The sequence below is a fragment of the Paenibacillus sp. FSL F4-0122 genome, assembly GCF_038002845.1.
GTDB lineage: Bacteria > Bacillota > Bacilli > Paenibacillales > Paenibacillaceae > Paenibacillus_AQ > Paenibacillus_AQ odorifer.
Genome location: NZ_JBBODI010000001.1, coordinates 4,255,146 through 4,279,425 on the forward strand (window position 1 = coordinate 4,255,146; position 24,280 = coordinate 4,279,425).

Below are 24,280 nucleotides of genomic sequence, written 5' to 3' on the forward strand. Positions count from 1 at the left end.
AAAGGAGCTCATCTATGGCAGCAGCAGTTCAAAAAAAGATTAAAGAATCCGTCGGCGACAAAGCGTTCCTGATCACAATCTATATTGTGCTCACTCTTGTGGTAATCGCTGTACTTTATCCGCTTATTTTTATCATCAGCAGCTCAATCAGTAGTCCGGCAGCCGTAACCTCTGGTCGTGTCTGGCTCTGGCCTGTAGATATATCCTTCAAAGGTTTTAAAGTGTTGCTGAATACGCCTGAGATTATCACCGGTTATGGAAACTCAATTTTCTACACCGCAGCGGGAACGCTGATTAGTATAACTTTAACGGTTATGATTGCTTATCCACTGTCTCGAAAAGGTTTTTTCGGACGAAATACACTGATGATGATCATTACCTTCACCATGATCTTCAGTGGGGGGCTAATTCCCACCTATTTGGTAGTGAAGGAGATGCATCTGATCGACACTCGGTGGGCGCTGCTGATTCCGAACGCCATTTGGGTCTGGCAGGTCATTATTGCCCGCTCCTTCTTTCAATCCTCGATTCCGGAGGAGCTTTTGGAAGCTAGTGAAATCGACGGCTGTAGTGATATGAGATTCATCTGGAGCGTGGTGCTCCCGTTATCCAAGCCGATTCTCGCAGTGTTGGTGCTTATGTACGCGGTAGGTCAATGGAATGCCTATTTCGATGCGTTGATTTATCTGAAATCAGCAGATTTGTTCCCCTTACAGCTTGTCTTGCGAAGCATCATCATTCAGAACAACAGCGCTGGTGGGGCTATGGACGTGGGGAAACTGGTCGAGAAACAACAGCTTTCCGAGCTGCTGAAGTATTCCTTAATTGTGATTGCCACCTTGCCGGTACTTGTTATCTATCCTTTCGTACAGCGTTATTTTGTACAGGGGATGCTTGTTGGTTCCGTCAAGGGTTGATCTTAGGAATCTCTTTTTTTGGAAAGGAGGTATGCCCGGAGTACACACTTAAGGTATCATCGTATCACCTGCTAAATTACAAAAGGGAGTGATAATATTTGAAGAAGCAAAGCTTGATAACTTTACTAATTCTGGTCATGGCATTTACGGTTGTAATTAGCGGATGTGCAAATAAAAATACAGGTAACGCATCCAGCACGCAGCAGGGCTCTGGTTCGGGGTCGTCTGGCAAGCCGGTTGAGATCAGCGTGTTCTCAGTTCAGGAATCCGGCATCGACCTTTCGACCAATAAATTCACAAAACATGTAGAAGAGAAATTTAATTTCAAATTCAACTGGCAGATCAATCCATCGGATGGTGCTCAGGAAAAACGCCAGATCTCACTGGCGAGTGGCGACTATCCAGATGCCTACCTGCTTACTCACTATATTGATCAATTCTCACAGGCCGATCTACTGAAATACGGCAAGCAAGGTGTACTCATTCCGCTAAATGATCTGATTGATAAATATGCTCCTAATATTAAAGCAGCCATGGAAAAGAACTCTGACCTAAGAACGTTTAATACTGCACCTGATGGCAACATTTACGGACTTGTAGCTTATACAGAATGTTTCCACTGTTCCTATCCTAGCAAAATGTGGCTGAATACTGAGTGGATGAAAAAGCTTAACTTGGAGATGCCGAAGACCACTGAGGAATTCAAAAATGTATTGAAAGCCTTTAAAACGCAAGACCCGAACGGCAATGGCAAAGCGGATGAAGTGCCGCTAAGCGGTTCCATCGAGGAGTTCGGCGTACGCATCGTTCCTTTCTTGATGAACGCATTTGTTTATGATGATGATCGCAATTACCTGAACATGAAGGATGGAAAGGTCCAATCTGCTGCCATTACCCCGGAGTGGAAAGAAGGATTGACCTATATTAAATCTCTGTTTGACGAAGGTTTGATTGATCCGGGTGCCTTTACACAAAACGCGGAAGCTTTTAAGAAAATCGGTGAAAATGCTGATGCAGAAATTCTAGGTGCCGGTGCGGGTATGCACCCAGCGATCTTCGTAAACATCGACCCGGGGAATACCCGCTCAACACATTACAACCCGCTTCCTCCGATTTCGGGACCTTCAGGAATTTCTTATGCGACTCATGATGGAGGCGGCGTAGTCCCGGGTGCAAAATTCGTGATCACAAACAAAGCAAGTGAAGAAGCGCAAATTACACTGATCAAGATGGTGGATTATATGTTCACACCAGAAGGCCAAACGAATGGCGCAGCTGGCCTGAAGGGAACCGATTGGACCGATCCGGTTGAAGGCGATGTGGCGTTGGGTAAAGATGTTAAACCGATGATCAAATTAATTCCAGGTGAAGAAGGCGCAGCACCACGTAATGCGGGCTGGAGTGGTATGGCTCACTTCTATGAGCCTAAAGAATACCGTGATACTTACGTTCAAGGTACCGACATCTTTGCTTCTGATGGTTACGAACGTAGATTGTATGATGCGACTCTGCTATACGAAGGTCATGAGCCTAAAGAGTTGTTCCCTATCTGGTCGATCTGGATTGATCCAAGTGAGATTGATGAAGCCAGCTTGCTGCAGACAAATTTGAAAAATTACATCGAACAAAATGAGCTGCAATTCATCACAGGCAACAAGGATCTGAACAAGGACTGGGACGCTTATGTAAAGGGATTGCAGAACTTGAAGCTTGACCGTTATCTCGAAATTTTACAAAAGGCTTATGATACTTCAAAAAAATAAATATTGAAATCAGAATCAGGTGCTGTATGATAGACCCCGCACCTGATTTCTTGATTTCAAGGAGAAATATGGTTTTTTATGGATGGAGGTTGAGTTATGACAGACGAGAAACATTGCAATCATTCATTTGTAGTTCCGCGCCGTGGACTACCTCAAATTAGCGGCAGGCTTACGGAAAAAGGGACTGTGACCGTTGCCTTTTTAGGCGGCTCAATTACGGAGGGGGCAGGTGCATCCGAAGCAGACACATATAGCTGGAGAGCGCTCACCGGTAAGTATCTTCAGGAACGGTTTGCGGATCAGGAGTTCCGCTTCATCAACGCAGGAGTGGGGGGAACGAACTCAACTTTAGGTGCTCATCGATTACAGGAGCATGTCCTGCAGCAGGGCACAATTGATTTGTTATTCGTTGAATTTAGCGTCAATGACGGCAGTGACCGGGAAGAATCCATTAGAGGGATGGAGGGCATTGTCCGCCAATGCAGACGGTTGTCACCGGGCACTGATATTTGCTTTTTGTATACGGCAGCAGAGAAGAATCTCTCCGGGAGCAATCCCTTTAATATCGCTGTCCATGAAGAAGTAGCTGAGCATTATAAGCTTCCCTCTGTTAATTTTGCAGCTAGAGTCTATGCGCAGCTAGAGGCGGGACAAATGGAGTGGACTAAGCTGGCACCGGATGGATATCATCCCAATGATGACGGTCATGCGCTGTATGCTTCTTTTTTGCGAGAGTATCTGGAGACAGCGCTTGTTCCTGGCAAGACGAATTTGAGCAGCGAAAGCTCTTTAGATATTCCACCCTTGGCGGTGCAAAATTATGAATATGGCAGTTTGCTTGATTTCCGCGCGGCTGATCATGTGAACGGTTACGAACTTCGCGAACTGTCTGCAGGAGATCCGCTGATGAACTGGCGTTTTGGAACAGAGCATCTGTATACCCATAGCAAGGAGGCTATGTTTTCTTTTACCGTAACCGGGCAAAGCGCAGGCTTGATGCTGCTCTACGGACCGGACAGCGGGATTTTTGAATATTCGCTTAATGGCAGTTCTTATAAAGCTGTGAACTTATTCGATGAATGGTGTCCGCTTGCCTTTCGGCCTATTATCGCCATGTTTCCGATCCAGGAACAACGTCAAGAACTGCGGGTTACAGTACGCATTACGGGGCTGAAGGACGAACAGAGTAAAGGTACCAGCCTGCGTATTCTGAAACTGCTGCACAATTGATTATTTTAAGCGGAGATATTATACTGCCAAATATTAAGCGTTTACAAAAAAGAAAGGCGGTGCCGATGATCACTTCTGCCGAGAATAATGCCTTAATTACTCCTAGTGTAATCCGCCTGACGGATTATGGAGTACTGCCGGATTCTGGTTTAGACGCGCAGCCAGCCATGGTTCGGGCTATTCAGATTGTCGCTGAAATTCCCGGCCCGGGACTACTGGATTGCCGAAGGGCTGCTATCATTTCTATCCGGACGAGGCCATCCGGAAACCTTATTTTATCTCGAATACTGCCAGCGAGGAAGAGAACCGGGATGTCACTAATCCAAGTTTGAGAGTATTGATGCGTTGGCCCTTAGTACCAAGAGCACCTGCGGACTGGTCTTTAAGTGCAATGGAATTCCGGCAGGCAGTGGTGAGGCGAGTCTTTCGAATCTTGATGATGCGATTGAATTAAATGCCTGCAATGAGGTTGAAATTGCTGATAATTTATTAAATGACAGATGGTGAGGAGAGCGCGTATGAAACTTCAATATGACAAGCCAGCATATGTATGGACGGAAGGTCTTCCAATTGGGAATGGACGTCTGGGCGGTATGATCTTCGGTGGTGTGGAGCAGGAGAAAATTAGTCTGAACGAGGATACGCTTTGGTCAGGATACCCAAAGGACGGTGACAATCCCGGTGCTAAGAATGTTCTGCCAAAGGTGCGACAGCTGATTCAAGAAGGCCGCTATGTTGAGGCGGACACGCTGACCAGAGAAATGATGGGGCCGTATACTCAATCTTATTTACCTTTTGGTGATCTATTGCTTCGTTTTGAGCATGGCAACGTCTATCATTCTTATCAGCGTACACTGGATGTGGAAAATGCGCTGCATCGCATTGAATATCAGATTGGCAATGTTACTTATACCCGTGAGATGTTCGCTTCTCATCCTGATCAGTTGCTTGTACTTCGTTTGACCGCGAGTGTGCCAGGCGCATTGAATGTGCATGCCACGCTGGAAAGTCCACTTCGTCACAACCTTTATTTGCAAGGTGAGAGCTATGTTCTATCGGGAACGGCACCGGAGCATGTAGATCCAAGCTATTTCGGGAGCGACAATCCCATCCGATACGGTGAATCAGGCAGCAGCAAGGGAATGGCTTTCGAAGGACAACTCTCCGTGACGGCGGATGACGGCCAAGTAACGGTTGATGGCAGTGGGATTCATTTGCTGGGTGCGACAGCGGCAACCTTTTATTTCAGTGCGGCTACAGGCTTTAACGGGTATGACCTAATCCCGGGAATTGAAGGAAAAGATGCCTCCACCATTGCAGCCTCTTTCTTGGCAAGTGCTCAAGGCAAGTCTTACACCAGCCTGCTTCAAGCGCATATCACCGATTACCGGGCACTTTTCGATCGGGTGAAGCTTCGGCTGGGCAAGCCGCTGGCGCCGGAAGGAATGTCAACCGAGCAGCGGATTACGACTTACTCCACGCAAGATCCGGGTCTAGTTGAGCTGCTGTTCCATTTCGGACGTTATTTGCTGATCGCAAGCTCGCGCCCCGGAACGCAGGCTGCCAATCTTCAGGGAATATGGAATGCCTCTACTCGTCCGCCTTGGAGCAGTAACTATACACTGAATATCAATACAGAAATGAACTATTGGCCCGCTGAGATTTGCAATCTGGCAGAATGTCATGAGCCACTTTTGGATTTCGTCGGCAATCTGGCGAAGAGAGGGGCGGATACCGCTCGGACCAACTATGGCACCCGGGGCTGGGTAGCTCATCATAACTCGGATCTTTGGGCACACACTGCACCGGTAGGTGATTATGGCGATGGAGATCCAAGCTGGGCCTATTGGCCAATGGGCGGCATCTGGCTGACCCAGCATCTTTGGGAACATTTTGCTTTTGGCGGAGATACTGAATACTTGCGGACTTCGGCTTATCCTGTCATGAAGGAGGCGGCTCTGTTTGCATTGGATTGGCTGATTGACGACGGCAAGGGTAATCTTGTGACCTCCCCGTCCACTTCACCAGAGCATAAATTCCGGACAGCGGAGGGTGTGGCTGCGGTCAGCCCGGGTGCCACAATGGATATATCACTGATCTGGGAGTTGTTCACGAACTGTATCGAGGCATCAGTGATTCTTGGAACGGATGAAGCTTTGCGTGAAGAGCTGAAAAGTACCCGTGAGCGTCTATTGCCACTGCAGGTTGGCAAGTACGGGCAACTGCAGGAATGGTCCTCTGATTTTGAGGATGAGGACATGTATCACAGACATACCTCGCATCTGGTTGGAATTTATCCGGGCCGCCAGTTGTCAGAAGAAGAGACCCCTGAGCTATTTGCTGCGGCAAGAACTTCGCTGGAGCGGCGCGGGGATGAAAGCACAGGCTGGAGTCTGGGCTGGAGAGTCGCTTTATGGAGCCGCTTCCGGGATGGAAACCGTTCCTTGCGTCTGCTCTCCAACATGTTGCGGCTGGTGAAGGACGGGGAGTCGGAGCAGTATAATCACGGCGGAGTTTATGCCAATCTGCTCGGCGCACATCCGCCGTTCCAGATTGATGGCAACTTTGCAGCCTCCGCCGGGATTGCCGAAATGCTGCTTCAATCTCACCGCGGCTATCTCGAACTACTGCCTGCATTGCCGAATGAATGGCAGGAGGGAAGCGTTGCAGGTTTACGTGCCCGCGGTGGCTTTGAAGTCAGCATTCAGTGGGACAACGGCAAGTTAGTGGAAGCGCAGATCACTTCCCTGCTGGACACAGAATGTGTGATCCGCATGGATACTCCACTTAAGGTGACCTGTGGCAGCCACGATATACAATGTGAACGTTCCGCCGAAGGAAGGGTAAGTTTCGCTACAACCGCGGGACAATCCTACAAGCTTATCATTGGTGATCAGCAATAATCCGTTTTATAAGCGTATGAACAGCAGTAGGACCTGAACGTTTGGTCCAGCTGCTGTTTTTTGCATTTGTAGCATGAAGCTTCAGGACCAGCAGAGTTTAGGTAAGATGTGTTAGATCGCGGTATGGATCGGAAGATCGTTGTATAGAAAACGCTTTATCCGCTCTTTATAATGAGGTCATACTTGGGGGATACAGCTACTGAGACTGCGGCCTTCAAGGTCCAAAATGCAGCAACAAGGAGGCAAATTATGCTAACTGACAGTAATACAACCGTAAACGTGAATACAGATACAACGTCTCTTATCCGTGTAACCAATGGCCTGGTGAATCTGGAGATTGATCTCGGAACAGGTGAGTCATCCGTTGTCGGCGGGACTTCTGCACATGTGAAGGGGATTCGCAGCGCCTTTCGCTGGCAGGGCCGGGAATATAATACTGAACACTATCAGAGCCACGTGCTGAAGTTGCAGGAAGAGGTTGTTCGTGAAGGCTTTGGCAAAGGTGTTCATCTAGTGATTGTGCATGAAACATCCCTGCTGCCTCAGCTGGAGCAGCATTTTTATATTTATGAGTCATCATCATATGTGTTGATGCAAAGTGTGATCGCAAGCGATGAGGATATCAAAGCGAACCGCATGGCGGTCATTCAGAGCAAATCGGTATCCCTCGGCGGCGAGTCAGGTCAACCGGATGAACCAAGCATCCTGCGTGTGCCTTACGACAACGATAAATGGGTCAGATATACAGTGGTGAAGCCACCTATGGATACAGAGAGCTACGAGGTAACGGCAGTGTTCGCACCGGATAGCCGGCGAGGAATTATCATGGGTTCCATAACTCACAAGGTGTGGAAAACGGGTATTCGTATCAAAAGCGAGCGAAGCGGCCAGATCGAGGAGCTGGATCTTTACGGTGGGGCTGTGAGTGAATTAACCCGCGACTTTCAGCCGCACGGTTATGTAAAAGGCAAAAGAGTGGAGTCACCGCTCGTATTCGTAGGTTTTTATGATGATTACAGAGAAGGTCTTGAAGCTTACGGCCGGGCCAATACATGGATTGAAGCTCCGCTGGCTTGGGAGGGTGGCGTTCCAGTTGGCTGGAATAGCTGGTCTGCTGCAATGGCTGATCTGGATTATGATTTGTATACGTCGACCAGTGAGTTTTTGAAAAAAGAAGTACAGCCGTTAGGATTCCAGAATGAGGATACGCTGTACATCAACTTTGACGCTTTTTGGGATAATTTCACAGCAGAAGAGATGAAAAATGCACTTGAGCTAGTGCGGAAGAATGGTCATAGACCGGGAACTTACTGGACCCCTTTCGCTTTCTGGGGAAGTCCTACTCAGTTCGGAGATGTCGTGGAAGGTACGAACGGTAAATACACCTATGGCGATATCCTGCTTCGGGACAGCGAAGGAGAGATTCTGCCGGATGTTGATGGAGGGCTAGCCATTGACCCCACACATCCGGGGAACCTGCAAAGAATGGATTGGTATACAAATAAATTCATCTCGGAAGGATTCGAGTATATCAAACTGGATTTCCTGGCACATGGCGCACTGGAAGGGCAGCATCACAATCCGGAGATTACGACGGGCATTGCGGCGTATCACTACGGTATGTCCTACTTGCAGAACAAGCTGTCTCCAGAGGTAATTGGTCGACCGTTCTTTATTAATCTGTCCATCGCACCGTTGTTCCCTTATGCATTTGCACATAGCCGACGTGTCTCTTGTGATGTTTTTGGCACGCTGCAGGATACAGAATATATGCTCAACTCTTTGACCCATGGCTGGTGGATGAGCGATTCATTGTACCGTTACAATGATCCCGACCATTCCGTACTGTACAAAAGCCATAACCAGGAAGCCACGGGCTGGCATGAAGGCCGGAGCCGGCTAACCGCTTCGGTGATCGCGGGAACGGTGCTGCTGTTAGGGGATGACTTCCGAAAAGAGGAAGCCGCCGCCCGGGCTAAAGCTTGGCTGAGCAATAAGGATATTATGGATGTTGCTCGTCTTGGCAAAACCTTCAGACCGATAGAAGGGGACCTCGGCAAGCAATCCTGTGATACTTTTGTGCTCAAATCTGCAGAAGAAAATGCCTTTTATATAGCTGTCTTCAATTACGATGCCACGAAATCTGCTCCTAAATCTCTCTCATTAGAACGGGCAGGGTTGAATGCTCAAGCTGCTTACCAGCTGCTGGACCTATGGGAAGGTGTAGAAGGGGAAACCTCAGGAAAGCTGGAAGTTACGCTTGAACCCGCAGAATCTAAAATCTTCAAATTGACGGCAAAATAACAAAAGAATACGCGCCCTCTGCTTCTTGCGGATAGCGCGTATTCTTTTTTACAACCTATATTTGTATTCGGCTTTGCGGATTAAGGCGGTATTGTGTGGGATTTATGCCGTAGCAGGCACTGAAATGTCTGGAAAAGGGATGGATCGAAGGATAGCCTAATTTCTCAGCAATGGCAGTAACACTTAGCTCGCTCTCCAGAAGCAGACCTGCCGCCCGCCGCATAACGAGATTATGATGATAAGCGCGTGGCGTCATTCCGGTTTCTCGCAGAAACAGCTCATGAAAATAGGTTCGCTTGAGTCCGCAGAGCTGTGCCCAGTCTTCGATAGATTTACCACGTTCGGGATGAGTGTTCAAATACTCCAACAGGCGGACAATCCGATAATCGCTTGGCTGATGCTGATGGAGGGCATTATACCAGCTTAATATCCAACCGTATAACAAGCTATGAACCGCTTCATTCCGGTAGAATATCGCTTCATTGTATATTTTGGCAATCATCACAAGACTATCGTATAGCTGTGGATATTTAGCTAGCGGGAAGACGCAAGGCAATTCGTTCAGCTCGGCGCAGGGGACTTCGGTGGCCTTTTTCTCAAGCCTTAAGGGTTCAGGCGCATGGATAAAAGAAAGATTAGTAGATATAGGCGACTGCTTGTCCCACAAATCAAAATAGAAATTGTAGGACGAGAGTGGATGAGAAGGGGAAATATGAAAGGCATGTGGCTGGCCGGGACGGAGAAACACCAGTGTTCTACGCTCAATCGGATAACGAATTCCGTCGATTTCCATCTCACCGGGGCCATCGGTAAATAGATGAAAAGCGTAGGCATTGCCGACGCGCAGATGCTCATTGCTACTGCCGTCGTACAGATAAGGCATGATTGCTCCAACATACGGTGTGATTTCAGATAGTTTGTTCATACTATACCCCTTTTCTAGCAGCATTTCTTAATTCTGGCCTGTAGTTAAATGTTTGGGATAACGGATAAATTGTCAAATGAATGAACGAGTCAACAAAGACTATTAATACCGACAATGTTACGATAAATGCGATAAATAGACAATGCTAATAAAGAAATAAGCGAATTAATTAACAACACTTTGAGGTCTATTACAGACAGGAGACGATCTAATGAGCGGTTTTAAATTGTGGTATTCAACCCCTGCAACAAGCTGGTCGCAAGGTTTGCCATTGGGCAACGGAAGAATAGGTGCTGTTATAATGGCGGCGCCGCATCGTGAGGTTTGGAGCATGAGCGAGGTGACCTATTGGTCTGGGCAAAAGGATCCCGACCCTGCTCCTGCCGGAGGTAGAACTGCGCTTGAAGAGGCGCGAAGTCACTTTTTTGCCGGCGATTATGACAGCGGTGATCGTTTAGCCAAACAGTATTTACAGCCTAAAAAACAAAATTTCGGTACGAACCTGGGATTATGCGAGGTTGTTATTGATTTTGCCCAGGATGCGGATGTTAAATCAGGCGGTGTGTTTCGGCGGGAGCTGGAATTGACAAGTGCAGTGGCTGGGGCGGTCTATGAGAGCGGCGAAACAACCATCCATCGAGAGGTCTTCGCTTCACATGCCGATGATCTGTTAGTTTCAAGAATTTGGAGCGATAAGCCTGGAGGTGTATCCTTTACGCTTGCCATCGAAGGTGGGACAGAATCGTTTACGACTGAGGTTGTGGATGGCGACACCATTGAATTCAAGGGGCAAGCTACAGAAAAGGTGCATAGTAATGGTAAATGCGGGGTATGGGCAAAAGGGCAGCTCAAAGTAAGTCTATCCGGCGGTACGATCTACAGGGGGGATGGCCGATTAAGAGTTTCCGGAGCTAATGAGGCCCGGATTTATTTTGGGGTCAGTACCGATTATCGCCGGAGCAACCAGGATTGGGAGACGGAGAGCTACAGCAACCTACGGCAGGCTTTAACCAAAGGTTATGCACAGTTAAAAGAAGATCATATTCAAGATTACCGTCAGGAATATGAAAAGGTGGATATTCAATTGGGAAGCTCCGGGAAAGAAAGTCTGCCTACCGATCAGCGGATTAGGTTGCTGGCACAGGATCAGGTGGAGGACCCTCATTTGTTCGCATTGTTCCTCCAGTATGGCCGCTACCTGACCATTGCCGGATCACGGGAAGATTCACCTCTTCCACTGCACTTGCAGGGAATCTGGAATGACGGTGAGGCTTGTCGTATGGGCTGGAGCTGCGACTATCATCTCGATATTAATACACAGATGAATTATTATCCGACAGAAGTCGTGAACCTTGGGGACAGCCACCTTCCATTGATGCGATATATTGAAGATTTATCTCAGGCGGGAAGATCAACTGCACGCGATTTATATGGCAGCAAAGGATGGGTGGCGCATGTATTCTCTAACGTCTGGGGTTTTACAGCTCCGGGCTGGGAAACCTCATGGGGGCTCAATGTCACAGGCGGATTATGGATTGCAACCCATTTGATGGAGCATTATGAATATAGTCAGGATCGTGTATTTCTAGAGCGCCAGGCATATCCTGTTCTAAAAGAAGCCGCAGAATTCTTCCTCGACTATATGACGATTCATCCGAAATATGGCTGGCTGGTGACGGGGCCTTCGAACTCGCCAGAGAACAGCTTCTATCCCGCAGATAGCAGCGAGGGTGCACAGCAGCTGTCTATGGGCTCGACCATGGATCAAGTGCTCGTGCAGGATCTTTTCGAGTTCTGCCTGAAGTCTGCGGTGTTACTTGATACAGATGTTGAGCTTCAGCTGAAGCTAGAGGAAGCTATCGCTAAGTTACCCCCGCTACAGATTGGCAAAAGAGGTCAGCTGCAGGAGTGGCTTGAAGATTATGAGGAAGCACAACCTGAGCATCGACACTTGGCTCATTTGTTCGCTTTGTATCCAAGCAACCAGATTACACCGGACAGAACACCGGAGTTAAGTGCGGCAGCAAGGGTAACGCTGGAGAACCGGATGGCTCAGGAAGAACTGGAGGATGTAGAATTCACCGCCGCCTTATTCGGCCTTAGTTTTGCCAGACTATATGACGGGGAGAAGGCGTATAAGCATATCTCTCATTTGATTAGCGGATTGTGCTTCGATAATCTGTTCAGTTTCTCCAAATCAGGGATTGGTGGGGCAGAGTGCAATATCTTTGTCGTGGATGGCAACTTTGGCGGGACGGCTACCATTGCAGAGATGCTGCTGCAAAGCCACGCGGATGAAATTCATCTGTTGCCAGCGCTCCCGCAAGCCTGGAATACAGGATCGGTGTCTGGATTACGAGCCAAAGGAAAGGTAGAGGTAGACATAGTTTGGGAGAAGGGGCAGTTGACGGAAGCTACGCTTCGCACCTACTCACCGGGAACGGTGACCCTTCGATGGGGAGATCAGAGAAATACCTTCCAAGCAGAAACAGGAGGAAGCTACTATTTCAACAGCCAATTGGAGCTGTTATAATAATTCGGCGGGGGCGATGAGCCTCCGTTTTCATTATGCGTCCGAATAATGATGAGTACGTATCAAAGGGCTATCTGGTCTGCTTAGGACCCGATAGCCTTTTTACAAGCACGTTGGGATTAGATCTTACAAAGTAACGATTCATGCCTGAAAATGACTTACATTAATTTGGTCGATGATCGCCTAAGGGGAAAAGAATATAATAGGAGCAAATACAGACAACAAGAAGGAGGAAACCTCAGGTGTATAGTATTTTTCTGGTAGATGATGAAGAAATGGGTCTTGAGATGATGAGAGATTATATCCGCTGGGAAGAGATGGGCATCTATGTCGTTGGAACAGCGAGCAATGGTAGAGAAGCTTTGGAGAAAATAGAGGCTTTTCAACCGGATATTATTCTTACAGATGTTCAGATGCCGATAATGAATGGAATTGAGTTGGCTAAAAAAATACATGAATGTTATGACCATATGCAAATTATGTTCCTCACCGGACATGATGAATTCCACTATGTTAAATCGGCCCTTAATGTAGGAGCTGTTGGATATTTACTGAAGCCGCTAGATTTGACTGAAATTGAAAGCGTTATCGAAAAGGTTAAAGCACGCTGCGAAGAGGTTCAGATGAAACAACGTTCTATGGAGGCTGCTAAAACTAAAATTCTTAAGGAGCTTTCTTTTGAAAAAAATGCGGAGCAAGCCGCAGAGCTGGCAAATAACTTCAACAGGCTGACACGTCTCCCAGAGAGTAATCGTTATACCATGGCACTGTTCAGCATCGATCCCAAAGAGGCGGAGGGTGAGCAGCAGAGTCTGGAAGAGTGTATGAGTAGGCTGATCTCTTATCTGGATCACTTTTTTAAGGCGAAAAATATAGAGGTTGTTTTTGTTCCTTACAAGGATGGCGAGACAGGTGTGTTTATGGAAGCGACTCAACAGCCTGGCTATTATACTTGGGAGGATTTAGCAGTGGCTATTCGTAGTGCACTGGATTTTACGGTGACGGCAGCAGTCGGGGCGCAGGCAGCAGAATTAGCGCTGGTCCATAATCTGTATAAGCAGACGCGTGTGATTTTAAATGAACGTTTTTATAAAGGCACGGGCTTAATTATTCATGCCGCGGCTATTTCGAATCAGTTCGACAGTGAACATATGCCACCTTTTGAGAGAAAAGAGTGGTTTGAAGCTATCAATCAGCTGGACTTCGAGCAGGCCGCACAAAAGCTGCATCAATATTTCGTGGGATTGGCCACGCTGAGAATCAAGAAAAAAATCATCTGTAATTGGGCGATTGATCTTGTTGATGAACTGCTAGAGCAGCTGCATCAGTCGGTTCCCGAGGGCTTTAAGCGGGCGGAGCTCTATCATTCCATCTATAATGCGCTGACTTTACATGAGATCGAGGATTTAATCCTGGGCACTGCGGGTGATGCCGTGAGCATGCTAGGTGAGCGACTTATGGATAAAAATACAAAGCTGGTCCACAAGGTTCGCACCGTGATTGAACAAAATTACGATCAGCCGATTACGATTAATAGTCTGTCTGATCAGGTTTATCTGTCACCGAACTACTTAAGATCTATTTTTAAGGATAAAACAGGCATCACGATCCACGATTATTTAACCCGTATTCGGCTTGATAAGGCTAAGGAGCTGCTCGCAGACGGGTCACTGAAGATTCAAGATATTGCCCAGAGAGTGGGTTACGAAAGCACGTCTTATTTTATTTCTCTATTTCTGAAGAACCATGGGGTCACACCTAACGAGTATAGGAAAAATATTTAACCTTCCGCACTTCTGCTTACTGAATAGAAAGAAAAGTCGCTTTCCTCTATGAATTGTAAACTTGCGATATGGAAAGATGCCCCTTTGCTTTTTACAATAAGCATGTATTACAACTCAGCACATGTGAGGGGCTTGATTCATTATTGCGATTAAAGGAAGCTTTTTTACAAATCTAATTGCGATAGCGCTTTCAAGAAATCCAGACGGCAATAGTTGGATACAGCATTCTTGAGAGAGTAATCGGTACGGGCCGTACATTCCTTACATGACGTTACTTACAACAAGGAGAGGAGTTCTGAAGACGTTATTTGGAAAAAGGAACAACTGATGAATTGCAACCGGAAGGCTTTTCTTATATCAGAAAGTTAAATGGAGGGATTAAATGTTTGGACGTGTAATGAAAAGAGGGTTCTTGTTCTTTCTTATGATCAGCTTAGTGTTAGGCAGCGGTGGTCAGTTTGCCGGCAAGGTTTACGCCGAGGATACAAATAGCTATGAAGCTGAAGCGGATGGGAATATTCTGACGGGTAATGCGTCAATTTCTGACCACCCAGCGGCTTCCGGAGGGAAAAAAATTGGCGGCATGTATCAAGGCAGCTCCTTGTTGTTCAATAATGTGACCGTAAACGAGCCGGGGAATTATAAAATTACAGTGTATTATATTTCTGGCGATTCGCGCCCGTTTAATATCAGTGCCAATGGCGGTGACAAGCAATTTGAAGAACCGTCCAAGACTGTGGACTGGGATACGGTAGGCACTTATGATGTGACGCTTCCGCTGAACGCGGGTGCTAATAACATCTTGATCGATGACAACAACTGGTATTCTCCAGACATCGATAAGATCGTAATCCGTGGACTAGACGACAGCGATCCAGGTGAAGGACCCGGAGGTGACTGGAAGGAGAAGCTGCATGGTGTGATCATGGAAGCCGAGGCTACTGAGAATATGCTTACAGGCAACGCCAAAGTGGCGGACAGCAGTGTGGGCTCTGGCGGTAAAATCGTAACGGATCTGAACAAAAACAGTTCCTTACAGTTTACAAATGTTGCAGTACCAGCAGCGGGAACGTATTTAATCCGCATCTCCTATATTTCCGGCGATCAACGTCCTGTCTATATGCAGGTTAACGATGGAATGGATGAAATGATCGACCTGCCAAAGACGGCAAGCTGGAGCACCGTGGGAACCTATGATGTGGAGGCCTCTTTGGTAGAGGGTTTGAATACTATCACCTTCTCAGATCATGATTGGTATTCTCCAGATTTCGACCGGATAGAAATTATTCCTTATACCCTCAGCTATGAAGCAGAATCTCCGCTCAATGTTTTGACAGGTGAGGCCCAAGTTTCCGAAAGCCCGAATGCTTCGGGTGGCCAGAAGGTAGGGTACTTGAATAGCGGCAGTTCCATAACCTTCAACAAGATTACAGCCCCTATGACTGGTGATTACCGAATCACAGTCGCCTACATTTCAGGTGACCCACGCAGCTTCTACGTTAGTGCGAATGGTGGTGCAGAACAGTATTATGAGCTGCCCAAGACACCGGACTGGGATACGGTTGGAATGTATGAACTTACACTGCCACTGAACGAAGGCGAGAATACAATCAAATTTACAGATGGCAACTGGTATGCGCCAGATCTGGACCGAATTATAGTTGAGCCAGCCATGGGTGTGGATCCTAATCCCCCAGTGGAGGAAGACGGTGATTTAGGAACACCGGGCGCTTCGAAGAACTACGGAGCTATCACAGTTACCGAATATACTTACGGACTGCTTGTATCAAATGGCCAATATGAAGTGTCCTATAATACCAAGTCTGGATATGCAAGCTATAACTGGGCTGACGGACAGAAGCTGCATGGGATCTATAGCAGTATCAAAATCGGCGATACGCTCGTTGAGACTACAAGCTATGAGAGTCATACAATTGTTGGTGCTCCGGTAGAAATTCAGGATGGTTTCGGCAAAGGCGTGGAGCTAACTTTTGTCCACACTTCCACAGGAAAACCGACGCTAAAGCAGGTCTACAAGTTTTATGACGATCAAAAGTATTTTCTGACCCGTCTGGATGTCGCCAGCGATACAGCGGTCAAGACCAACTATATGTCACCTATTACCGTAAAACGTACAGGTGGTGTGGATATCGGAGCTAGTGCGGATAATCGTGTGCTTACAGTTCCTTTTGACAACGATGCTTGGATTCGTTATAAATCTCAATCTATGAACCGTGCAGATACCAGCTATGAGGTGACTACTGTGTTTAACAACTCGACACGCAGCGGCCTTGTGCTTGGCTCTGTAACTCATGATACCTGGAAGACAGGCATCGACTGGAAAGGTTCCGCCAATCGGCTAAATGAGCTGGTCGTATATGGCGGTGCAGCTAGTGATGTCACCCGCGATACCCAGCCTCATGGCAGCTTAAGTGGAACAGACTTGTCCTCACCTATGATCATGGTAGGGGCATTCAGTGATTACCGTACAGGGCTTGAGGAGTATGGTAAAGCTAATGCGATCATTACACCTGCACTTGAGCTAAACCCCGAGCTGCCACAAGGCGTACCGGTTGGTTTTAATAGCTGGGGAGCTTACGAGGGTACGCTTTCCTATCAGGATGTAGTGGATGTCTCCAATTACTATAAAGAGAATCTGCAAAATTTCAATAATAACGGCAATGTATTTATTAACATGGATTCTTATTGGGATAATCTGAATGATAAGCAGCTGGCTGACGCCGTATCGGTAATTAAAGGCAATGGCCAGCATGCGGGTATTTATTGGGCACCGTTTGTATACTGGGGCAACAATATGAACCAGATTGTAGAGGGAACTGACAATAAATATACTTACGGCGATATTGTCCTTAAGGATGCCGCGGGTCAACCGCTGCCAACTCTGGACGGGGCTTTTCCTTTGGATGTAACACATCCTGGTGCCCAATTGCGCATGAACTATTTTTTGGACAAATTTAAAGGTCTGGGCTTCACCTTCATCAAATTAGATTTTTTAACGCATGGTTCGCTTGAGGGGCAACATTTCGATCCAACTATAACGACAGGAATCCAAGCTTATAATGAAGGAATGCGTTATGTGAAAGAACGTCTGGATGGAAAAATGTTCATTAGCGCATCAATTGCGCCTATTTTCCCGAGCCAATATGCGCATAGCCGACGAATTTCCTGCGACACATACGGCAAGATCAATGAAACCGAATATATGCTGAACTCATTAACCTATGGCTTTTGGCAAAATGGCACGATCTACACCTACACCGATCCTGATCATTTGGCATTGGCCCGTGCTACCAGCTTGACTGAAGCGCGTAGCCGTATGAACTCTGGCGTTATCGCTGGAACAGTACTGCTTGGCTCTGACAATGTTAACGACTCAAAAGCACAGGAGTACATGACCGCTTTGTTCAACAACAAGGATGTTCTCGATTTAGCTTTAAAAGGAAAAGTGTTCAAACCACTTGAAGGAAATACAAACGCTAATGCCGCTGATACTTTTGTTATGAAGGATGGCAATGATTATTATCTGGCCGTATTCAATTACAGTGCATCTGCTTCGGCAGATAAGCAAGTTGATCTTGGCCGCGCTGGACTGGATGCTGCAGAGACTTATACTACGCTAGATCTCTGGACAGGAGAAGTTTCCTCTGTCACAGGAACTATGAAATTGTCCTTGCAGCCGACAGAGTCGATATTGGTAAAATTGACGGCTGCACCTAAGAAAGTAACCGGTATAACACTGGATAAGACAGAGCTTTCGTTGACCGCAGGTGAAACCGGCAAGTTGACGGCTACGGTATCGCCGGAAGATGCGACGGATAAAGCAGTCCTCTGGACTTCGAGCGATACCTCTGTAGCTACCGTAGTCTACGGAACAGTAACCGCTGTAGAAGCTGGAAAGGCCACCATTACTGTGGAAACGGTAGACGGTGGGTTCAAAGCATCGGCAGAAATCACGGTCAAAGAGGACTCTACAGGAGAGCCTAGCAATCCAGGAGAACCGAGCAGTCCGGGAGAACCGAGCAATCCGGGAGAACCGAGCAATCCAGGAGAGCCTAGTAATCCTGGGAATCCAGGAAATCCGGGAGAACCGAGTAATCCTGGGAATCCAGGAAACAATGGCGGTATCTCTGACAGTACTTCGGGCTTGGAGAATGCTATTGGAACCTTGATTCTAACGCCAGATATGCTGAAAGTGGACAGTGCTTCTGGTCAGGTAGTGGTTGAGATTAAAGGGGACATCCAACAAGTTCAGTTATCCTCTGCTATAATCCGACAGTTGGCGAACCACACCCTAGTTTTGAATGCGGGTAAGCTCTCCTTGCAGGTACCAGCGGAGCTAATTCACCAGCTACAAAACAAGCTGCCAGAGGGACAGCGGGAAGATAGCACGATTGCCCTGAAGATGGTGAACCTCAGCAGCAAGGCCGATGAGTTAGTTGCTACAGTGGCTAGTTCTACTAATGCGGCTGTTGTACTAAAGGGAGACATCTATGAATTTAGTCTTTCTATTACCACCAAGTCAGGCATTACAGACACACTCGCTACATTTGATAAGCCGATAACACTCATCATGCCAGTGGCAGAAGGCTTCAATGCTAAACGAGGCGGTGTTTATTATATCGCGGACAATGGCAGGCTGGAATATATTCAAGCTGATTATGCTAACGGTGTATTAAAAGCTGAGGTCAGCCACTTCAGCAAATATGCTGTGCTGGAGTTGAACCGCATCTTTGTCGATGTGCCGGCCAATCACTGGGCTAACCCAGTAATCCAAGAGCTGTCGTCCAAGCTATATGTGCAGGGCACAAGCAAAGAAAAGTTTGAACCAAGCCGGGCAGTTACACGTGCCGAGTTCACTTCGATGCTTGTTCATGCCCTTGGACTGACCGCGACAGGAAAAGAAAGCTTTGCTGATGTTGCTCCATCTGCCTGGTATGCGGAGCCTATCTCAATCGCTTACAAGGCGGGAATCGTGAGTGGTAGAAGTGCGTCCAAGTTTGAGCCGGGAGCACAAATCACCCGTGAAGAAATCACGGTGATGCTAATGAAGGCTTACGAGCTGAACAACGGCGTAACAGCCAATGGTGCAACAACCAACGGCGCAACAACCAATGGTGAAACAACCAATGGTGAAACAACCAACGGTGCAACAACTAACGGCGCAACAACAAACGGCGCAACTGCCGCAGCGTTCACCGACATGAATCAGGTGTCTGCTTGGGCCACTGCTTCTGTTAATGAAGCGGCCAATCTAGGACTGATTCAAGGTCAAAGTCATGAACGGTTTGCACCAAAAGGAATCACTTCGCGCGCAGAAGCAGCTCAAGTGATCTATAATTTGATTTTGAAGTAAGCTGAAATCACTACAAAAAAGCGACTCTCCATTAACCGGAGAGTCGCTTTTTTTGATAGATCACTTGATGAAATTAGCTACTTTATCGAACTTTACTAATAGGTACTACATTATTATTAGGTACATTACTGTTCGGCAGTTATTAGTACCGCACTTTACTATCTATCGGACCTTACTCCAGCGAAGTAGAATCCCGTGCAAAAGTCGAACACACCCCAGCAAAGTAGAATCCCGTGCAAAAGTCGAACACACTCCGGCAATGTAGAATTCCGCGCAAAAGTCGAACATTCCCCAGCAAAGTAGAACCCCGCGCAAAAGTCGAACACACCCCAGCAATGTAGAATCCCGCGCAAAAGTAGAACACATCGGACCGTATCGCAGCTATTTCGGAAATTTGAGTCATTTTACAAAGATTTCGGACTGTATAGCTCTTATTGTTATTAAATTGTCCAGAATTACTACGTAAATGAGTCAATAGCTGCATCTGAGTCCGATAGTCGAGCAAAATGCCCTGAATCATCGAAATAAGGTCTCCTCGGTCCGATGCGTATGAGGAAGGAATATAAGTTGGAACACACTAAGACACTCTGGCAAAGTAGAATCCCGCACAAAAGTCTAGCACACCCCAGCAAAGTAGAATCCCGCGCGAAGTAAAACACATCGGACTGTATTGCAGCTATTTTGGATATTTGAGTCTTTTTACAAAGATTTCGGACTGTATAGCTCTTATTGCTATAAAAATGTCCAGAATTACTGTGCAAATGAGTCAATAGCTGCATCTGAGTCCGATAGCCGAGCAAAATGCCCCGACTCATCGAAATAAGGTCTCCTCGGTCCGATGCGTAAGAGGAAGGAGTATAAGTAGAACACACCCCAGCAAAGTAGAATTCCGCGCAAAAGTCGAACACACCCCAGCAATGTAGAATCCCGCGCAAAAGTAGAACACATCGGACCGTGTCGCAGCTATTTCGGAAATTTGAGTCATTTTACAAAGATTTCGGACTGTATAGCTCTTATAGTTATTAATTTGTCCAGAATTACTGTGTAAATGAGTCAATAGCTGCATCTGAGTCCGATAGTCGAGCAAAATGCCCCGAATCATCGAAATAAGGTCCCCTCGGTCTGATGCGTAAGAGGAAGGAGTATAAGTTGAACACACCTCAGAAAAGTAGAATCCCGCGCAAAAGTAGAACACTCCTCAGCAAAGTAGAATCCCCGCAAAAGTTGACCACACCCCAGCAATGTAGAATCCCCCGCAAAAGTAGAACACATCGGACCGTATTGCAGCTATTTCGGGTATTTGAGGCATTTTACAAAGATTTCGGACTGTATAGCTCTTATTACTATAAAATTGTCCAGAATTAGTGTACAAACGAGTCAATTGCTGCATCTGAGTCCGATAGTCGAGCAAAATGCCCCGAATCATCGAAATAAGGTCTCCTCGGTCCGATACGAATGAGGAGGGAGCAAATAGTGCCGAACGATCCCAACGATCCCATCGATCCCATCGATCCCATCGATCCCATCAAATCCAAGGAGAAGCAAGCCAAAGGATTCTCGCAATGGAGAATCCCCTCGTCACCGCTCCTACACCTCTTTTTGCGGTAAACGAATCTGCACGGTGGTGCCTATTCCTAGTCTGCTAAACACTTTAACGCCGTAGTGCTCACCATATTTTAGTTTGATGCGGCGATCAACGTTAGTGATTCCGTACCCTCGTCCAGGCTTATCCTCAAGCAAAGAGCTGAGGGTCTCGCGGCTCATCCCCATGCCATCATCGATTACCGACAAGATAATATCGTTTGCTTCCATGACACCTTTGATATGAATGTTCAGCGGACTTTCTTGGCTCCACACGGCATGCAGCACTGCATTCTCCACAAAAGGCTGTAAGGCAAGCTTGACAGTAGAGTAGGGCAGGATCGCTTCATCTACTGTGTAGGTAATGTTCAGTTGGCCTTTAAAGCGGATTAGCTGAATGGCGTTGTAGCTCTGGGTCAGCTTTAATTCCTCGTGGATGGTCAATATACTTTTCCCTTTATTCAAGGAGATTCGATAAAACTTGGCTAGATGAAGCACCAAATCTTGTATACGCGTATCTTGATGTTTTAGGGCAAGCGACGAGATGGAGCCCAGCGTGTTGTACAGAAAATGAGGGTTGATTTGCGCTTGCAGCAGGTCAAGCTCGGCCTCCTTACTCTGCAGCTCCTTCTGATACACCTCGGTAATGAGACTTTTGAGCCGGGTGGTCATTTGCTTGAAGGCAAAATGCAGCTGGCCAATCTCATCATTCCCCAAATGTTCTTCTGTACTATGATTGAAATCGCCCCGTTCCAGGCGGCGGATCATCCGGATTAAAGTACGGATACGCTTGCTGAACAGCGACGCCGTAATGTAAATCAGCAGGAGGGCCACACCAATAAAGCCCAGTGAGATTTTGATAATCAGATCTGAGAGTGATTTAGCGTCCTGAATGATGCTGTCATAGGGGAAGATAGATACAGTTTTCCATCCATTCTTGAGCGTGTTGTAGACCGCGAATGCCTTTACCCCTTTGTAAGTTGTATCAAATCTGCCCGATGGTGACTCATCGAATTTCTGATCAAGCAATTCCGGCAGGCTCGTATTTAATAAGTGCTTGTCAGCTGCTGAGAGAATAAGCCCTTTGTCATTAATAATAAAAATATCTTTCCCGCCCGCTTCTTCCTCCATTAAAGAATAGATGACCGATTCGGAGATTCTGAAGACCAGAATACCGTAGGGATATTGATTGCGGTTATTGTTCAAAAATCTTGCTAAGGTAAACATGGCCGGACTATCTTCGGTCTGCGGTGAGGATAGATGAATGATATTCCCATGTGACTGCTGAAGCTGCTTGAACAGCTCGGTCTCTTTAACCTCAGCTGTTACCGGCTTGATATAGTAATCATCTTTGGGAAGTGATTCATTGTCCGAATAAATAAAAACGCTATCAAAATCAGGATAGGCAGTCATTATCGTGTCCATGCGGTTGCCTATGTATTGATAGACATCCAGATAAGAAGGATCATCCTGGTATTCACTCGTGAGGTAGCTGGCAAGTCTGTTATCCAGGTAGATGGAAGCTGAAATATGTTCATAGCTGTCCAGCTTGTTTTCCAAATTTTTATTAATCTGAGCTGTTGAATTCATCATATTGCTGTAAATCTGATCCGTTAATTTTGATTTTGTTAATTCGTAGGAAAGGTAGGCGAAAAGCATCATCGGAACAATGGTCACTAGCACAAATACGCTGAACAGCTTGGAGCGAAAGCTCAAATCGATAAAAGGCATATAAATATATTTCCTATATATATGGCGCATAGAAGAAGTCCCTTCTTTACTGTAAATTCGCTGTTTGCCATGTTCATCATAGCAGACTGAATATCGAAATCCAATGCTCGAATCTGCCGAAACTCCTTTAAAAAGCGCTATCATTCGTAGGATTGAAGTATAGAAAGCCACCTGTTGCGGACTTAAGATGAATAGGAGAGAAGTTGAATCGAGATGTGGCTCGACATGCTGCACTAAATAAAAAGGGAGGGTATTTGATGCATAAAGCAAGCGCTATCAAAACAGTCAGAGGCAATAATCTGTGGTACAGATTAAAAGAGCAGAAATGGTTATTTTTGCTGATGCTGCCTGCCTTAATTGCGACATTGCTATTTTCTTATGGTCCTATGTTTGGGATGTATATGGCGTTTACGAATTATCAGCCGGGCGGAGGAACATTTTTTCAACAATTTTTCCATGCAGAGTTTGTAGGATTCAAGTGGTTTGAGTATTTCTTTACTACCGGAGACTTCTACCGTGTAATGCGTAATACGCTCGCTACAAGCTTGCTGACCTTGTTATTCGGATTTCCAGCACCGATCATCCTCGCACTTGTACTGAATGAAGCTAGACAGGGATTTTTCAAAAGATTTGTACAGACGGTTTCTTATCTGCCGCATTTTATCTCATGGGTTATCGCTGCAAACATCGTGATTACACTGCTGGCTTCCGATGGGATGTTTAACAATTTACTGGTGACGTTGGGCATTGTTCAGGAACCGGTTGCTTTTCTACAAAATGGACCGCTATTCTGGTGGATCATCGCTTTGTCCAACATGTGGAAGGAAATGGGTTTCAGCGCCATTATGTATCTTGCTGCAATTTCCGCTATTAATCCAGAGCTCTACGAAGCAGCTAGAGTGGATGGAGCCAGTCGCTTCCGGCAAATGTGGCATATTACGTTGCCAGCCTTGCGTCCAACCATTGTTATTTTAGGGATTCTTGCCGTCGGAGGCATTTTGAATGCGGGCTTTGAACAACAATACCTGCTGCAAAATAATACCGTGCTTGAGTATTCAGAGGTTATCGATATTTATGCATATAAATACGGGCTACAAAACAGCATGTTCTCCTACGGGGCGGCCGTTGGGGTATTTAAATCCGTGATTGCCTTCATACTTGTTGTAATTGTGAATCGAATTTCTAGAAAAGTGAACGACCAAGCGTTGTTCTAAACCCGAAAAAGAGAGGAGCGC

At 46.6% G+C, this 24,280-nt stretch carries 14 protein-coding genes; 11 read left to right on the forward strand and 3 right to left on the reverse strand.

The window, feature by feature from the left end; all coding sequences use genetic code 11:
- Window positions 1–14: 14 nt before the first annotated feature.
- The 7 genes from MHH49_RS18360 to MHH49_RS18390 all read left to right on the forward strand — a co-directional run bounded on the left by MHH49_RS18360 (window position 15) and on the right by MHH49_RS18390 (window position 9,117).
- Window positions 15–917 (forward strand): carbohydrate ABC transporter permease, encoded by a 903-nt coding sequence (locus MHH49_RS18360; RefSeq protein WP_036683268.1) that lies wholly within the window; start codon window positions 15–17, stop codon window positions 915–917.
- A 137-nt stretch (window positions 918–1,054) separates the two neighbouring features.
- On the forward strand, window positions 1,055–2,680 hold the full coding sequence (locus MHH49_RS18365; protein ID WP_076099855.1) for an extracellular solute-binding protein: 1,626 nt from the start codon (window positions 1,055–1,057) through the stop codon (window positions 2,678–2,680).
- Window positions 2,681–2,776: 96 nt separating this feature from the next.
- Window positions 2,777–3,910, forward strand: coding sequence for an SGNH/GDSL hydrolase family protein (locus MHH49_RS18370; protein ID WP_076099832.1), 1,134 nt, complete (start codon window positions 2,777–2,779; stop codon window positions 3,908–3,910).
- A 65-nt stretch (window positions 3,911–3,975) separates the two neighbouring features.
- Window positions 3,976–4,242, forward strand: coding sequence for a hypothetical protein (locus MHH49_RS18375; RefSeq protein ID WP_076099831.1), 267 nt, complete (start codon window positions 3,976–3,978; stop codon window positions 4,240–4,242).
- Window positions 4,243–4,255: 13 nt separating this feature from the next.
- Window positions 4,256–4,417 carry a hypothetical protein gene (locus MHH49_RS18380; protein ID WP_178420309.1) on the forward strand — a complete coding sequence of 54 codons (162 nt, stop codon included), beginning with the start codon at window positions 4,256–4,258 and terminating at the stop codon, window positions 4,415–4,417.
- 11 nt (window positions 4,418–4,428) lie between these two features.
- Window positions 4,429–6,813, forward strand: coding sequence for a glycoside hydrolase family 95 protein (locus MHH49_RS18385; protein ID WP_341138381.1), 2,385 nt, complete (start codon window positions 4,429–4,431; stop codon window positions 6,811–6,813).
- Between the two features lie 249 nt (window positions 6,814–7,062).
- Window positions 7,063–9,117, forward strand: coding sequence for an alpha-galactosidase (locus MHH49_RS18390; RefSeq protein ID WP_341138382.1), 2,055 nt, complete (start codon window positions 7,063–7,065; stop codon window positions 9,115–9,117).
- Between the two features lie 55 nt (window positions 9,118–9,172).
- Here MHH49_RS18390 and MHH49_RS18395 read toward each other — a convergent pair whose 3' ends face one another.
- Window positions 9,173–10,042: a helix-turn-helix domain-containing protein gene (locus tag MHH49_RS18395; protein WP_341138383.1), complete on the reverse strand. Its 870-nt coding sequence runs from the start codon at window positions 10,040–10,042 to the stop codon at window positions 9,173–9,175.
- A 211-nt stretch (window positions 10,043–10,253) separates the two neighbouring features.
- On the opposite strand from MHH49_RS18395, the gene MHH49_RS18400 reads away from it, so the two are divergent.
- The 3 genes from MHH49_RS18400 (at window position 10,254) to MHH49_RS18410 (ending at window position 19,733) form a co-directional block, all read left to right on the forward strand.
- Entirely contained in the window at window positions 10,254–12,575 is a 2,322-nt protein-coding gene (locus MHH49_RS18400) for a glycoside hydrolase family 95 protein (RefSeq protein WP_038572704.1), read from the forward strand.
- 242 nt (window positions 12,576–12,817) lie between these two features.
- Window positions 12,818–14,359 carry a response regulator gene (locus MHH49_RS18405; RefSeq protein WP_341138384.1) on the forward strand — a complete coding sequence of 514 codons (1,542 nt, stop codon included), beginning with the start codon at window positions 12,818–12,820 and terminating at the stop codon, window positions 14,357–14,359.
- Between the two features lie 382 nt (window positions 14,360–14,741).
- Window positions 14,742–19,733 carry an S-layer homology domain-containing protein gene (locus MHH49_RS18410; RefSeq protein ID WP_341138385.1) on the forward strand — a complete coding sequence of 1,664 codons (4,992 nt, stop codon included), beginning with the start codon at window positions 14,742–14,744 and terminating at the stop codon, window positions 19,731–19,733.
- A gap of 1,422 nt (window positions 19,734–21,155) precedes the next feature.
- Here the strand turns inward: MHH49_RS18410 and MHH49_RS18415 are convergent.
- Together MHH49_RS18415 and MHH49_RS18420 are read right to left on the reverse strand one after the other, a co-directional pair.
- Complete coding sequence (locus MHH49_RS18415) at window positions 21,156–21,296, reverse strand: hypothetical protein (protein ID WP_341138386.1); 141 nt, start codon at window positions 21,294–21,296, stop codon at window positions 21,156–21,158.
- A 24-nt stretch (window positions 21,297–21,320) separates the two neighbouring features.
- A complete protein-coding gene (locus tag MHH49_RS18420; RefSeq protein WP_170914321.1) occupies window positions 21,321–23,045 on the reverse strand; it encodes a cache domain-containing sensor histidine kinase in 1,725 nt (574 codons plus the stop codon).
- 257 nt (window positions 23,046–23,302) lie between these two features.
- Between MHH49_RS18420 and MHH49_RS18425 the strand changes: the two genes are divergently transcribed.
- Window positions 23,303–24,259, forward strand: a complete 957-nt coding sequence (locus MHH49_RS18425) for an ABC transporter permease (RefSeq protein WP_051491272.1) — start codon at window positions 23,303–23,305, stop codon at window positions 24,257–24,259.
- The last annotated feature ends 21 nt before the right edge of the window (window positions 24,260–24,280 follow it).